13 protein-coding genes are annotated in these 14,188 nt (G+C 50.0%); 8 read left to right on the forward strand and 5 right to left on the reverse strand.

Translation table 11 applies throughout. The features are described from left to right. Positions 1-3: 3 nt before the first annotated feature. Genes C7R91_RS17745 through C7R91_RS17775 form a run of 7 tightly spaced genes read left to right on the forward strand, consistent with a single transcriptional unit; the run spans position 4 to position 7,680 of the window. Positions 4-1,365 (forward strand): nucleotide sugar dehydrogenase, encoded by a 1,362-nt coding sequence (locus C7R91_RS17745; RefSeq protein WP_047070596.1) that lies wholly within the window; start codon positions 4-6, stop codon positions 1,363-1,365. Positions 1,366-1,409: 44 nt separating this feature from the next. Next, positions 1,410-3,242, forward strand: a complete 1,833-nt coding sequence (gene glmS / locus C7R91_RS17750) for a glutamine--fructose-6-phosphate transaminase (isomerizing) (RefSeq protein ID WP_047070597.1) — start codon at positions 1,410-1,412, stop codon at positions 3,240-3,242. A 56-nt stretch (positions 3,243-3,298) separates the two neighbouring features. Next, the gene (locus C7R91_RS17755; RefSeq protein ID WP_012685087.1) at positions 3,299-3,505 is read left to right on the forward strand and encodes a hypothetical protein; all 207 of its coding nucleotides are present in this window, start codon (positions 3,299-3,301) and stop codon (positions 3,503-3,505) included. Further along, complete coding sequence (gene glmU / locus C7R91_RS17760) at positions 3,502-4,524, forward strand: bifunctional UDP-N-acetylglucosamine diphosphorylase/glucosamine-1-phosphate N-acetyltransferase GlmU (RefSeq protein WP_047070598.1); 1,023 nt, start codon at positions 3,502-3,504, stop codon at positions 4,522-4,524. Before C7R91_RS17755 ends, glmU begins: the two co-directional genes overlap by 4 nt. Next, entirely contained in the window at positions 4,524-5,432 is a 909-nt protein-coding gene (locus C7R91_RS17765; protein WP_047070599.1) for a hypothetical protein, read from the forward strand. The genes glmU and C7R91_RS17765 overlap by 1 nt, the downstream gene beginning before the upstream one ends. Positions 5,433-5,441: 9 nt before the next feature. Beyond that, complete coding sequence (locus C7R91_RS17770) at positions 5,442-7,121, forward strand: SGNH/GDSL hydrolase family protein (protein WP_047070600.1); 1,680 nt, start codon at positions 5,442-5,444, stop codon at positions 7,119-7,121. A gap of 52 nt (positions 7,122-7,173) precedes the next feature. Beyond that, positions 7,174-7,680 carry a hypothetical protein gene (locus C7R91_RS17775; RefSeq protein ID WP_047070601.1) on the forward strand — a complete coding sequence of 169 codons (507 nt, stop codon included), beginning with the start codon at positions 7,174-7,176 and terminating at the stop codon, positions 7,678-7,680. 57 nt (positions 7,681-7,737) lie between these two features. Here the strand turns inward: C7R91_RS17775 and C7R91_RS17780 are convergent, their stop codons facing one another. After that, positions 7,738-8,523 (reverse strand): hypothetical protein, encoded by a 786-nt coding sequence (locus C7R91_RS17780; protein WP_047070602.1) that lies wholly within the window; start codon positions 8,521-8,523, stop codon positions 7,738-7,740. A gap of 123 nt (positions 8,524-8,646) precedes the next feature. On the opposite strand from C7R91_RS17780, the gene C7R91_RS29405 reads away from it, so the two are divergent. Further along, positions 8,647-8,835, forward strand: coding sequence for a hypothetical protein (locus C7R91_RS29405; RefSeq protein WP_160309986.1), 189 nt, complete (start codon positions 8,647-8,649; stop codon positions 8,833-8,835). A 23-nt stretch (positions 8,836-8,858) separates the two neighbouring features. Here C7R91_RS29405 and C7R91_RS17785 read toward each other — a convergent pair whose 3' ends face one another. Genes C7R91_RS17785 through C7R91_RS17800 form a run of 4 tightly spaced genes read right to left on the reverse strand, consistent with a single transcriptional unit; the run spans position 8,859 to position 14,127 of the window. Next, positions 8,859-10,166, reverse strand: coding sequence for a YheC/YheD family endospore coat-associated protein (locus tag C7R91_RS17785; RefSeq protein WP_047070603.1), 1,308 nt, complete (start codon positions 10,164-10,166; stop codon positions 8,859-8,861). A 41-nt stretch (positions 10,167-10,207) separates the two neighbouring features. Beyond that, positions 10,208-11,584, reverse strand: coding sequence for a YheC/YheD family endospore coat-associated protein (locus tag C7R91_RS17790; protein ID WP_047070604.1), 1,377 nt, complete (start codon positions 11,582-11,584; stop codon positions 10,208-10,210). 3 nt (positions 11,585-11,587) lie between these two features. Further along, entirely contained in the window at positions 11,588-12,676 is a 1,089-nt protein-coding gene (locus C7R91_RS17795) for a YheC/YheD family endospore coat-associated protein (protein ID WP_047070605.1), read from the reverse strand. Positions 12,677-12,681: 5 nt separating this feature from the next. After that, positions 12,682-14,127: a YheC/YheD family endospore coat-associated protein gene (locus C7R91_RS17800; protein WP_047070606.1), complete on the reverse strand. Its 1,446-nt coding sequence runs from the start codon at positions 14,125-14,127 to the stop codon at positions 12,682-12,684. Positions 14,128-14,188 lie beyond the last annotated feature (61 nt).

Here is a 14,188-nt window from a genome sequence, read left to right on the forward strand (position 1 = left end):
AGGATGGCGAGATACGAGGAACTGCAACAGAAGATTCAACAAAAGACAGCGAGAGTGGGTGTCATTGGGCTTGGGTATGTAGGGCTGCCGCTGGCGGTAGAGACAATCAAGAGCGGTTATACCGTAGTCGGAATCGATCTGCATGGCGGAAAAATCGAGAGCCTGAAAAGAGGAGAGTCTTACGTCCAGGATATTTCCAATGAAACCTTGCAGGAATGCCTCGCGACCAACCGCTTTTTTCCGACGACTGATTATAGCGTCATCGAGGAGCTGGATGCGATCAGCATTTGCGTTCCGACGCCACTCAGTCCCAATCAGGACCCGGATACCTCTTACATTACAAACGTTGTCGAGCAAATCAAGCGATTCATGAAAAGAGGAATGCTCATTACGCTGGAGAGCACAACCTATCCGGGAACAACGGAGGAGTTGATCCAGCGCGAATTTGAAAAGCTGGGCTATCGTGCTGGCATCGACTTTTTCCTCTGCTACTCGCCGGAGAGGGTCGATCCGGGCAATCGCAAATACAGTACGTACAATACGCCAAAGGTCATCGGCGGGACGACAGAACGCTGCATGGAGTTAGGCACACTCTTGTATGGCAGCTTGGTCAAAACTGTCGTGCCGGTCTCCTCGCCAAAGGTGGCGGAGATGTCCAAGCTTTTGGAAAACACCTTCCGCAGCGTCAATATTGCCTTCATGAATGAGATGGCGATGATGTGCGACAGAATGGGCATCAATGTTTGGGAAGTAATCAAGGCCGCATCGACCAAGCCTTTCGGGTTCATGCCGTTTTACCCGGGACCCGGAATCGGTGGGCATTGCATACCGCTCGATCCGATGTATTTGTCGTGGAAGGCCAAGGGCTTTCGTTTTCACAGCCAATTTATTGAAATCGCTCAATCGATTAACGACAACATGCCGGACTACGTGCGAAACAAGACGGCACAGGTGCTCAATATTTACGCCAAAGCGATCAACAGCTCGCGCATCTTGATTCTCGGCATGGCCTACAAGCCGGAAGTAGATGACCTGCGGGAATCACCAGGTCTGGAGATTTACGAGCTATTCACCAATAGCGGAGCAACTGTTGACTATTACGACCCGTATGCGCAGAGCTTTGTGAATAAAAAAGGCGAGATCGTCCACTCCATCGCCAATGACTACGAGGCGTTCAAGACTTACGATTGCATGGTGCTCATTACGAATCACCAATGCTTTGCCTATCAGGAGCTGGCGGATTTGGGAGTGGCCATTATCGATACACGAAATGCGTTTGAGGGCATCACGAATCCGAATGTGTATCGCATCGGAACCTCCGTGGCTATCAAGCAGGAGAAGGAAGTCGTCAGCTTGCTCGCATAATACAAAGTCCGAACATTATACGCAACAAGGGAGGAACCGAATACATGTGCGGAATTATGGGATATATCGGGAACAGGGAAGCACAGCCGATTTTAATCAATGGGCTGCGAAAGCTGGAATACAGAGGCTACGATTCAGCGGGTATTGCGATTTGCGACGGGGAAACGATCGGCATCCGCAAGGCAAAGGGCAGAATTGACGTACTGGAGAGCCAAACCCAAAAGTCCGGCTTGCAGGGCTCTATCGGCATTGGTCATACGCGCTGGGCAACACACGGACGACCGTCTGATGAAAACTCTCATCCTCATTTTGATCAATCCGGCAAGTTTTCGATCGTGCATAACGGCATTATCGAAAACTATCTGGATCTCAAGCAGGAGTTGATCGAAAAAGGCGTGACGTTTACTTCGGAGACAGACACAGAGGTCATCGTGCATCTCTTGGCGCAGGAATACAATAACAACCTGGTTGCAGCGGTGCAGAAGGTCGCTGGCAAAATTCGCGGAGCATTTGCCCTCGGTGTGATGACGGAGCATGAACCTGACAAGCTGATAGCAGTTCGCATGGCGAGCCCGTTGATTATCGGGGTAGGGGAGAATGAGAATTTCATCGGCTCTGATATCCCGGCGATTCTGGAGCATACGCGTGATGTGTACGTTCTGGAAGACGGAGACTTGGCAATTCTGACCAAAGATTCCGTTCACGTCATGCGCCTGGATACGACTGAGCCAGTTGAGCGAGAGCTGGTACGGATTGAGTGGGACAAGGAGCAAGCGGAAAAAGACGGCTTTGCACACTATATGCAAAAGGAAATTTACGAGCAGCCGCGTGCCCTGCGCAATACAATGACAGGTAGAATCGATGCTACACAGCAAAAGGTTATTTTTCCTACTCTTCAATTATCGGAAGCGGATGCCAAGCGTGTGGAGAAAATCTACATTGTCGCATGCGGTACCGCTTATCATGCGGGCATGATCGGCAAGCATGTGATCGAGCGACTGGCACAGATTCCGGTAGAAGTGGATGTAGCGTCGGAGTTTCGTTACCGTCGCCCACTCTTTCAATCTAATACGCTTACGATTGCCGTCAGTCAATCTGGGGAGACAGCAGATACATTGGCAGCTATGCGTGAAGCCAAACGAAACGGCTCAGCAGTACTAGCGATTACGAATGTAGTCGGTAGCTCGATTGCCCGTGATGCAGATGACGTGATTACGACAAATGCAGGCCCTGAAATCGCGGTTGCTTCAACGAAGGCATATACCTCTCAGCTGATTGCGTTTTACTTGCTCGGTATCTATTTGGCGCAAGCGAAGGGAACACTGGACGCTGACACCCGTGTCTCATTGCTTCACCAACTGACAGCCCTCCCGGATCAAGTCGAGTATATTCTCGCACATGCGGATGAGATACGTCATTTCGCTGAATCGATCAAGGACGAGCAGCATCTGTTTTTCATCGGGCGAGGACTCGATCATGCAGTATCGATGGAAGGCTCACTCAAGCTGAAGGAAATCTCGTATATTCACTCGGAGGCGTATGCGGCAGGGGAGCTGAAGCACGGCACGCTGGCGCTGATCGAAGAGGGAACGAGAGTCATCGCCTTGGCTACACAGGACGAGCTCCATGAGAAAATGATCAGCAATATTACAGAAGTGAAAGCCCGTGGAGCAAAGGTTCTTGGTATTACCTTAGATGGACATGTAGAGCTGCATCGCTCGGTTGATGATGTTTGCCTGATTCCGCACACAGATGCCTTGTTTACGCCGGTTTTAGGCGTGATCCCCCTCCAGCTCATTTCCTATTACACTTCTGTTGCGCTTGGCAATGACGTAGATCGTCCACGGAACTTGGCCAAAAGTGTAACAGTTGAGTAAACACAAACGTCAGTCGTTATGAAGTGAAGAGAGGAAGGAAAAAGGGGGAAAGATGAATGAACACCTCGAAGCGGACGTTGAATCAGGAGAAATTACTGGAGATTATGCTTCAGGCCTATCAGCTGGGCGTGCAGAGGAAAGACATTAATTTGAGCATGATGATTGACACACTGACCTATGAATTGAAACCATACTTCGATCAGCAAATCCAACAAGGTCAGCTTGCAAAAGGGGAGCTGACCAAGACGGAGGCGATAGGATGAACATACATGCAGTAGTACTCGCAGCAGGAAAAGGAACCAGAATGAAGTCTTCGCTCTACAAGGTCATGCATCCAATCTGCGGAAAGCCGATGATTGAGCATGTCGTAGAGACATTGGAAGCCTTGTCGCTTCGCCATTTGGTCGTCGTTGTCGGTCACGGAGCCGAAGCAGTCAAAGATCAGTTGAAAAACCGCGTTCAGTATGCGTATCAACCGGAACAGCTGGGTACCGCTCACGCTGTTTGGATGAGCCACGAAATTCTTGGAGCGCAGGATGGCGTGACGATTGTCATGAATGGCGATACACCGCTCGTACAAGAACAGACGTTGCGAAGTTTGCTTGAGTATCACCAGCTCAAACAAGCAGCAGCTACGGTTTTGACCTCCATTGTGGACGAGCCTACAGGCTATGGCAGGATCATTCGCGACGAGAACGGCGATGTCCGTAAAATTATCGAGGAAAAAGACGCGACCTTGGGCCAAAAAAAGGTGAACGAGATCAGCACCGGAATCTTCTGCTTTGACAATCAAAAGCTGTTTTCGATGCTGCCGATGGTCTCAAACGAAAACGCGCAAGGGGAGTTTTACTTGCCGGATGTTCTGGGGCTATTGCAAGAACAAGGTCATTTGGTAGCGGCGTTTGCAACGGATGATCCCGAAGAAGGCAATGGCGTCAATGATCGTGTGCAGCTCGCAGATTTGGAACAGCTGATGCGCAAGCGAATCAACGATTTCCATATGCGAAACGGAGTTACGATGATAGACCCGACCTCGACATACATCGACTCGGACGTAATGATCGGGCGTGATACGGTGCTTTATCCGGGAACCTGCCTTTTTGGCGACACAAAGATCGGTGAAGGCTGCCAGATCGGGCCGCACGCGCTGGTTAAAAACAAGAGCATCGAGGATTACACGAGAATTCAGCCGTTTTCAGCGGTTGACGGCAGTACGTTTGGTGAGCGGGCTTTTGCTGGAGTGGGAGCGACGACACAACAGTACGGTACCGATCAGCACTGATGCAGGTACTTCGTCGCTATAGCTGGCTGTGGATAGCGCTGCTCCTTGTGACAGTAGCTTCGACCATCATGCTGTCGTTGGCAAACACCCGCTCTCCGCTGACAAAAGCAACCTGGATATGGAATGCCAAGCAAATGGAGACCCAAACCGATGAAATGATCGAGTTTGCCGAGAAGAACGACATCAACCTGATCTATCTTCACGTTGAACCAGCAGCTGTTGCGCCAGAGACCTATCGTACCTTCATTGAAAAAGCCAACCAGGCAGGCATTAAGGTAGAGGCGCTTGGCGGTGACCCAAATTGGGCGTTAACAGCGAATCGAGAGAGCATCGACGACCTGATCTCCTGGGTGAAGGCATTCAATCGCGGTGCCAAGCCAGATGAACGATTCTCGGGGATTCACGTCGATATCGAGCCGTATTTGTTGCCTGCATGGAAGGAAGACCAGGCAGAAATCGTCCGGCAATGGCTGAAAAATGTCAGCTATCTGGCAGCGGAGACGAAGAAAGATACGGATCTCGCTGTCGGTGCCGACTTGCCTTTTTGGATCGACTCCGTAAACGTTCCTGACAGTGATGAAAAAGTGAGCAACTGGATGGTGCAGCGACTCGACAGTATTACGTTAATGGCCTACCGCAATCAAGCCCTTGGGCAAAATGGGATCGTCGAAATCGTAGAAAAGATCGTCGATGATGCCAATGTACGCAAAAAAGGGTCGGTCATCGTAGGCGTCAACATCATGGAGACGATGGAAGGCGCTCATGTGAGCTTTTATGAAGAAGGCACAGAAGAGATGAACAACCAGTTGGCCATTTTACAGGAGGAGCTGTCAAACAACCCAGCGTTTGCAGGAAGTGCGATCCATGATTACGAGAGCTGGAAGCACGCAAGTCAACGAGAGGAGTAACTTTGACGAATGAAAGCTGCGCGCATCTATTTGAGTGTTCTCTGCCTGACGGTCGGCTTTCTGTTCGGCTTTTCCCCCGCGGAGAAGAAGAGTAAAGCAACATGGATCTGGCAATCCGAAATGATCGGGAGAGAGAAACAAGAGATTCTCGATTTCTGCAAAAGTAACGATATTAATCTCGTCTACTTGCGAATCGAGATGAACAAGCCCTATGATTACTACCGCGATTTTATCCGCGAAGCGACAGAGATGGGGATCGAGGTTCATGCGGTAGCCGGCCATCCGGCGTGGTCACTCAAAAGCAATGAAAAGCGGATGATGAACATCGTCCACTGGGTAAAAAGCTACAACCGTGAAGCGCAGAAGAATGAGCGTATTCGCGGGATTCAGTTAGACATCGAGCCGTATCTTTTGCCGTTTTGGGAGACCGATCAGAAGCGGATTATCCGTGAATGGCAAGCCAATGTGCAGGTGTTCACAGCCGAGGTGTCAAAAGATGAGGATTTGGTTGCCAGTGCAGCCATTCCATTTTGGCTGGACGATATTCCTGTTCCGGGGCAAGAAGAGATGTCTCTGTCCAAATGGATGATCAGCAAGTTTGATACGGTATGTATCATGGCGTATCGTGACACCCTTTCTGGTCAAAACGGCATCCTGAATTTGATTGATCAGGAAATGAAGGAATCGGATGAATTAGAGACACGTGTCTTGGTGGCTGTGAATATGAAGCCGCTGGATGAAGACCACACTTCTTTTGCAGAGGAAGGCCCGGCTCTCATGAACCAGCAATTAGAGCAATTGCCAGCACATTTGGCACAGCATCCGTCCTTCTCTGGTGTCGCGATTCACGATTATCGCTACTGGAAGGAGGCGACTCCACTGCCCCCGGCAACGAAGCAACGCTACAAAGGCACCTACATATGGCGTGCAGAATTGATTGGCACGGAAAAGGAGGAGATTCTCTCCTTTGCAGAACAAAACGGGGTGAATCTCCTCTATGTTCGTCTAGATTTGGAACAGCCGACTTCCTATTATCGCGATTTCGTGAGAGAGGCTCGTGAAGCGGGTATCGAGGTTCATGCGATGGGCGGTCATCCGATTTGGGCTCTGTCTGAAAGTCGGAGCAAGATCATGAAGCTCGTGAATTGGGTGAAAGCTTACAATGAGGCTGTCTCGACAGAAGAGCAGTTTCACGGCATTCACTTAGACATTGAGCCGTACGTTCTTCCTGTCTGGCGCGAGGATAAAGAGAAGGTCTTGCGCCAGTGGATGGGCAACATCGAAGCGTTTGTCGAAGAGACCAAGAAAGAAACATCCTTGGAAGCAAGCGTCGATCTCGCCGCATGGCTGGACAAGACACCGACTCCGGGTCAGCCTGAATTGCCGTTTTCGCATTGGATGATTAAACAGCTTGATCATACGACCTTGATGGCATTTCGCGATCGCGCTCCTGGCATCATCGGCTTGGTTGAAAATCAGATGAAGTACGCAGAGAGCCTCCAGAAAAAGCTGGTCGTCGCCGTGGAAACGAAAGAGAGCCACGAAGGGAACGGGATTTCCTTTCACGAAGAAGGCATGGGCGAAATGGACCGGCAGCTGGATCTGGTGACAAAAGCACTGGATCGGTACTCCTCGTATTGGGGGCTCGCCGTACATGCCTATGACTACTGGAAAACCGGGAAAGAGTAGACTATTGTTGTACAATAGAAGAAAACGAGCGTCGGAAAGAGGAGAATAAGCCATGCGAGATGTGCAAAACCGACATCGAAATCTTCCGCAGCGTACGCCAGAGATGCTGTACAACGTGGTGCGCAAATTTTACCGCGGAGCAGTCAGTCATTTTGACTTGATTCAGGAGAAAAAACAGGAAGCACGCGCAGCCTTGGAAGCTGGTGACCACGACAAAATCCGTGCAGCCGTACACACGTTATTTTTGGAGTTCCATTTTTATGTGACCTGCTGGCTCCAGATTGAGCTTGCCTTGTATCGGCTGGCGCGTCAGGATGAACGCCTTGCGCAAGTGATGGAAAAATATCGACCATCGTTGGAAAAGCATGTTGCGGTACGGCAACTGCTGGATCATACGGAGGCGTGTGTGGAGGCGCAGTTCCAATCAACCGGGGATGGATGGTCCTGCGTGCAGAAGGATGCCTACGTGTTTGGCAGTATTATTTTTACAGTGGATGAACAGAGTCTGCAAGATTTGCACGCCGTGTATCAAGCGATTTGGGAAAATGTACACCCCTGAACCATCACCCATATTAAAAAGCGTGACCGTCGCGATGGATGGTCACGCTTTTCTCATTTAGAAAGTGCCAGGGAAGATTGAACCTGTGTGTGGAGCAACCTGACCTGGAGCGTTCAATTGGCGCACCTCTTGTGCATTCGTGCCAGCAAAACCGGGAGTGAAGACAGATTGTGCTCCCATGCCGAGTGTATTAGCAAAAGTCTGCTGTTGCTGTTGAGGCTGCTGTGCTTGCAGACCGAAGCCGGTGTTGTTCAATTGGCGTACTTCTTGAACATTGGTTCCGGCAAAGCCTGGGGAAAAGATGCTGCCAGCGTTTCCTGCTTGGTTCACAAAGCCAGTTTGTCCAGTGAAGCCAGTTTGTCCAGCGAAGCCAGTTTGACCCGCGAAGTTGCTATAGCCAGCTTGATTTCGCGCCTGAACCTCTTGAACATTAGTTCCAGCAAAGCCAGGAGAAAAGACCGAGTTAGCTCCGCCACCAAATGCTGGTTGATACGATGGCTGCGCCTGGATGTACTGGGATGCCTGATTTTGACCAAAACCAAATTGTTGTTGCTGTTGTTGTTGTGCTGGAAAGCTAGCATTTTGCTGTCTTACTTCTTGCGCATTGGTATTCGCAAAGCCTGGGGAAAAGATGGATTGGACACCACCAACTCCGCCACTGAAGGATACAGCAGATGAAGGCGCTCCAAGCGATTGTGCATGACCGCCTTGGTTCCAATACTGTACTTCTTGTACGTTGGTTCCGGCGAAGCCTGGTTGGAACATAGAACCTGCAGGGCTTACTGCTCCAAAAAATTGAGGTTGTTGCTGAGATTGCATCATATTGTTATTTGTGTAGGTCATGGTTAAGACCACCTCCATGGAGTATTTTTTCCAAGGTTGATCAGGTCATGCATTCGAAACGAAAAAAACATGCCGGAGTCTAAACGGCATGTTCCTTTAGATCAAAATGTGAGACTTGCCTCATTGTTCAATGCTACCCGCACGTACAGCCAGCATGCCGATTCACCAATTGCGGTAGCGTTTATCTACAATCAGGAAGGATTGACCCATTATGAGCCAACAGCCTGGGGGTCAATCGCGTCAGCCAGTCGTTCGTTGGGTGATGCGCCGTTCCCCTTCCTGACGGGCAAATCGCACCAAGGTCGTCTGTGAATCAGCTAGGCTGTTCGACTCCCTTATCCTGCGGCAATGCCTCGCTTGTTTTGCAAGCGGGAGACATGCTGTGCGTAGTGGATCAAATTCGCTAATGATAATCGTCGGATCGATGGTTCATCGAATTTCTCAGGCTTTGCATTCGCTTCAAAGAGCCATAGCTTTCCTTCTTCTGTCAAGCCAAGGTCCATCGACATTTCAGCCAAATCCGTCCATTCTGCATTTAAAGACCGTGCAATGGCGAGCGCTGTTTCGTGAATGTGTCTTTCCATTTGCTCGGGATTATTTTTGAACAAAGCTTGCAGAACGGTTGATAACGAGTGGATCGAGCCTCCCCGTGGCACATGAGTGGTGATGCTTTGCGAGCCAGACCTTCTGATGCCAACTCCGGTTACGCTCCACTCGCCCTCACCATCTTTCTGTACGAGGACGCGCACATCAAAAGGTTTGCCGTTGTAGCGAGCACGACGGATACCTTGCTGCATGATGTACTTCTGTTGTTTAACATGAAGCCGAATGTGCTTCCATACCTCATTCAAATTGGAAAAGCGGCGAGTAATGGCCTTTTGCTCCTTTAACCGTTGCAGGAACCACTTATCGTTTTTGAAATCAATGCGCATAATTCCCTGACCAGCTTTACCCCGCACAGGTTTCAAGTAGACAAAGCGATGCTCCGTGCAAAAGCTTCGAAAGCGAGCCAAGGTGTCCAGCTGTTTCGTCTCCGGTAGAAAAGCTTGCACTTCCAGGTGAGACTCAAGCATCGCAAACAGCTGTTGCTTGTCAAAAAAGGCGCGATTAAACAATGTGACATTTGGCATCTCATGGATACGGTTCAGTGCTCTTCGGACTTCAGGTCGCCGTTCTGCTTTTCTCGTCGGAATTCGGTTGTAAACCACATGGGGGAAAGGTAGAATCACCTCTTGCCACGAGTTTAGACGATTGTTGTACAAATAGCCGCGCACCTTTTTCTTCTCCCAATTGATTCCTTGTGGAGTGAACACATATACGAGTGCACCCCATTGCTTTCCCGATTTAGTAATATCCTTGAAGTTCTCGCGATTTCCTAAAAATGTTGCCCCTTCACCAACGGTCAATATGCCAAATAATGGGCCAAGCTTCAGGGAGTCGCCCGCCATTTTCCAGTTAATGCGTGTACGAATACGGCTTGCTTGCACGCGAGGTAAACCAGCGTATATCCGTTTCGTATGAGAAAAGGGACCGAGACTGGCGACCAGTGGCTTTGGCGAGCGTTTAAGGACTAGCCGTGGTAACTGTACGAACCATCTACCGCTAGGGAGGATCGTCAGCCACCCGGAGCGCTGCTGAAGCATGGTGTTCCTCCTTCCTGAAAAACGGTACAGATCGCGTGCGACTAGAAATTGGCCAAATAACAGCTATAATCGACGAGCAGCTTGCGGGATTCTTGATCAGCCTGCCTGAGTCGGGCGTGCTTGAATATAGAACGGCCAGGCTTGGAATTCGCTTCGAACATCCAGACATGGCCTTGCGTATCAATCCCCATGTCCAGCCCCAATTCGCCTAAATCAATCCCTTTTGCCAGTTCAATTGCGGTAGCGAGTCGGATTGAGGCATCAGAAATACGCTGGGTCATGAGGGCTTTTTGTCTGCCAAACAGGTGCTGCAACAGGTCATCGCCGGGGATGACAGTGCCACCTGTACGTACGTGGGTAGTTACGCTGCCAGAACCTGCAACCTTGGCTGCCGTGCAGGAGACAACCCACTCGTTTTGTTGATTTTTATGCAGGTGAACACGGAAATCAAACGGACGTCCATGGAATGTCATGAGCGGAATGCCCTGTTGTGCCAAATACGCACTGACGCGACGACTGCGGAAGACATGCTGATAAAGGCTGGACAGCTTGGAAAATTGTTTTTTTACATTGCCGCTGCCTGTATGATAAGAGGCAGTAAAGCCACCGCCTGCCTGGCGAACCACTTTGACAATCCCGTAACCGAGACTTCCGTTTTTGGGCTTCAAATAAACGATGGGGTATTTACGCAGCAAGTTTCGAACCGTTGTAAGAGAAGGAGAGGTGTAAGTCTCCGGGATATGCTCATTCACTTCTGGATTCGGATACAGCAGTTGGTGCACACCCCATTTGTTAAAAAAGCCCTGATTGAACATTGGTAAATTGGGGTAACTGGCGAGTCGATACTTGAATTCCTGAACGGCTTCATGCTTTTCTGCCGACCGAGAGGGAATACGATCATAGACGACATCGGGCATGGCGGTAACATGCTTTTTCCAAAAATAGCCGCCTGACTTGTTTCTGCGCAAAAACCACGCTTTGACCGTATTGGATTCCCAGTCCACATCGGTTGGAGAAAATATATAGTAGAAAACGCCTTTCCCTTCTTGTGCCTGTAACAGATTGTAAAAAAACGAGGTGCGAGAGCCAATTGGCTGCTTGGGATCTCGTCTTATGCCAGTCGTAACGATCCCGATTGAAGGACCGATTCGGAGTGCGGAGCCCTCGAGTTTGAGCTGGATCAAGCCAGGGTGAGGAATGCCCAGCTCCGTTTGCAAGAGCGTCGTCACTTTCATGACGTTCGCATCCGGATTGCGTTTATCTTGTAAGACAGTTGCGACTACTTCCTTTTTACCCAGTAAGACTTTAATTTTTTGGCGTTGCCGCAGCTGCAGCTGTTGGAAGAGAGTAGCTGGCAGGATAATCCCACTGATACGGGGGTTGGAAAGGAAGCGAAGCCGCATTCTAAACGTTTCCATGCTTTAACCTCCTACACGCTCTTTCATGAGATAGTGGGCGTAGCGAACAGGCTGAGTAATCGAATGCAGTTGTGCAGTCGGGTCGTCAATCATGCGAAAAACGGTTCGCCCTGGTCTGCTGTTTACCTCGATGATCCAGACATTACCTGCGGTGTCGATGCCAATATCGATTCCCAGCTCAACGAGTCTGCCGTGTGACTCTTCCAAAAAACGGGGAAGTTCTTCCGCCACTCGGTTGATTGTTTGCTCGATGCGTGCCGCTTTTGCAGATGTGAAGTGAAGGGGCAGGAAAGAGGCCAGAAGTGTTGCTTTCCCTCCTCCGTGCAAATTGGAGGTGATACTGCGTTTGTCTCCCAGGCGCACAGCTTTGCCAGTTATCCCCCATTTACCAAGCCCGTTTTTTTGAACGAGAACACGGACATCGAATGGGGTGCCATCTGGGGTATGCAACTCCAGATAGGGCTGTACCAGGAACTTGCGGCCGGCAGTAAAGACAGAGACAAAACGTTTTAATCCGGCAGTGTCACGAATTCGCCTCGTGAAAGGTTTATTGTCTCGGTTTCGTCCAGAAGCTTCATAGCCAGTGCGCATTTCTTTTATTCTCACGACGCCAATACCGTGAGTTCCCGCCATCGGTTTGATGATGGCTGCCCCGTATTTTTCCAAGGTTGCATGGAGTACAGGATATGAGAATATTTCAGTAGGTGGTAGCAACGGGGCGAGGAGAGGGGACTTAGCGAGCATCTGGTGCACCTGCCATTTTCCAGACAGACCATACCCCAAAAACGTAATGTTGCGATCGTTTTGCAACTTTTCCACAAATGGTTTATAGTGGCGATAAGATGGGCCCACAAAGCAACGATCATAGATAAAGGCGGGGATTGGGAAGTCTTTTGCGTGCCAGGACCCACTGCGATATTCGAACCCTTTTACCATACGGGTGGAAAAGTTAACCTGACGTGGTGAAAAAACGAAGACGCGAATACCGTGCTTGCGTCCATAGAGCGTAAGCTTTTTGTAATACCCTTTGTCTACAAAGTGGGAGCCTTGGCACCGGGCCATGATGCCAAGACTTCTCTCGGATGCTGTCATGTAGGTCACCTTCGCCTGTTTTTGTTGCGCTTCGGTCTTCTTTTTATCGTCTTTTGTGGTTGAATGGTCCGGGGAAAACCACTTAGAAAGGCGGAATAATCCAGCATGCGAACGACAGAAGGGCGAGCGCGCCGAGGTAGCTCTTCGGCCCCCTCAGGCAACGGAACTGTTTTGGCTGACTTGGATGGCTTGCTGTTGACCTCCAATAGCCACACCCGTCCATGGACATCGACTCCCAGATCAATTCCGAATTCTGCGTAATGCCCAGGCAGTGATTCTTCTAAAAGGATCGCGAGCTTAAGTGCTACTGCGCGTAACGTTTGAGGGGATGGTCGTATCGCGCTCGCCCGTGGTCCACAAACGCGCAGCGCCTGAAGGGGAGTCATCATCTGTCCGCCTCTGGATATATTGGAAACAATGCGGTTTAATCCCAGGCGAGCGACCATGGAAGTGACGGACCATTCGCCTTTTCGGTCTTTTTGTACCAATACACGAAAATCTGTCGGTCGTCCTTGGATGCCGATTAACGGTAAGCCTTGCTGCAGCAAATAGGATGTGCCTTTTATCCTTTTTTGCAAATACTGATGTAAGCCCTGAATGCTAGTAAATGATTTGCGCAATCCCCCAGGGAACGCGAGCTGGTAGCCCTCGGGAGAACTGCGAACTCGAATGATCCCACGCCCCATGCTACCGTTAGCTGGCTTGGCATAAACGGTGCGATAGGTGGATAGCATTTGTCGCAGGTCTTCCTGTTTCAGATAGCGAACCATGCTGGGAAGATGTTCGGAGGCTGTCGGTTGATTCTCGAGAGCGGCGTGTACATGCCACTTATTCAAGAAACGCTCGTTAAAAAAGGGAATAGAAGCGTCCTTGCAGCGTTGGACCCAGTTGGCCATCTGTTCACTTCGTTCGCGTTGGCGGGATACGAGTCGGTTGTAAATGCATTGTGGAAGCGGAAGTACGGTTTGTCTCCAGACGCCTCCTTTTCTAACGAGGCCGCGTACGATTCCTGCATCCCAGTTAACATCCTGAAGCCGAAATGTGCAAAGGATCCCTCCGCGTTTACGGGTGATATCGGACATCTCCTGAAAGAAAGAGTTTAGGTGTCCAAACGGTCCTTGCGAGAACGCTGCATTGTAGCTCGAAACAAGAACACCTATATACGGCCCGAAAACGATTGTTTTCTGACTCGCATCATAACGGACTAAGAGTGGAACGCCCTTGGGCAAATGAAGTGATTGAGCTAAAGATGGTCGAATGAGGGTTTTACCCGAGTTTTTGCCTCCCCGTTCCCAACCGCCTACGCGTGCGGAAACGGTTTTGCTTCCAAATTGGACTGCAATGGTGGACGGTGTTGAAAGATTCCATTTGCGCAAGTGCGCCTGGGGCAGGTAAAGGTCTACTTCCGATATTATCTCGTTTTCGACAACGATTGTTGGAACGTAGGACATGAGTATCCCCTTCCCATCAGGCAAAGTTAGTCTATGGTATGAGCATCCAAAACGTTTGGTG

The sequence above is a fragment of the Brevibacillus formosus genome, assembly GCF_003013405.1.
GTDB classification, from domain to species: Bacteria; Bacillota; Bacilli; order Brevibacillales; family Brevibacillaceae; genus Brevibacillus; species Brevibacillus formosus.

What these genes read in the sequence shown, in the direction of transcription:
- C7R91_RS17745 (WP_047070596.1), top strand. Translation starts at nt 4, where the DNA reads ATGGCGAGATACGAGGAACTGCAACAGAAGATTCAACAAAAGACAGCG.
- glmS (WP_047070597.1), top strand. Translation starts at nt 1,410, where the DNA reads ATGTGCGGAATTATGGGATATATCGGGAACAGGGAAGCACAGCCGATT.
- C7R91_RS17755 (WP_012685087.1), top strand. Translation starts at nt 3,299, where the DNA reads ATGAACACCTCGAAGCGGACGTTGAATCAGGAGAAATTACTGGAGATT.
- glmU (WP_047070598.1), top strand. Translation starts at nt 3,502, where the DNA reads ATGAACATACATGCAGTAGTACTCGCAGCAGGAAAAGGAACCAGAATG.
- C7R91_RS17765 (WP_047070599.1), top strand. Translation starts at nt 4,524, where the DNA reads ATGCAGGTACTTCGTCGCTATAGCTGGCTGTGGATAGCGCTGCTCCTT.
- C7R91_RS17770 (WP_047070600.1), top strand. Translation starts at nt 5,442, where the DNA reads ATGAAAGCTGCGCGCATCTATTTGAGTGTTCTCTGCCTGACGGTCGGC.
- C7R91_RS17775 (WP_047070601.1), top strand. Translation starts at nt 7,174, where the DNA reads ATGCGAGATGTGCAAAACCGACATCGAAATCTTCCGCAGCGTACGCCA.
- C7R91_RS17780 (WP_047070602.1), bottom strand. Translation starts at nt 8,523, where the DNA reads ATGACCTACACAAATAACAATATGATGCAATCTCAGCAACAACCTCAA.
- C7R91_RS17785 (WP_047070603.1), bottom strand. Translation starts at nt 10,166, where the DNA reads ATGCTTCAGCAGCGCTCCGGGTGGCTGACGATCCTCCCTAGCGGTAGA.
- C7R91_RS17790 (WP_047070604.1), bottom strand. Translation starts at nt 11,584, where the DNA reads ATGGAAACGTTTAGAATGCGGCTTCGCTTCCTTTCCAACCCCCGTATC.
- C7R91_RS17795 (WP_047070605.1), bottom strand. Translation starts at nt 12,676, where the DNA reads ATGACAGCATCCGAGAGAAGTCTTGGCATCATGGCCCGGTGCCAAGGC.
- C7R91_RS17800 (WP_047070606.1), bottom strand. Translation starts at nt 14,127, where the DNA reads ATGTCCTACGTTCCAACAATCGTTGTCGAAAACGAGATAATATCGGAA.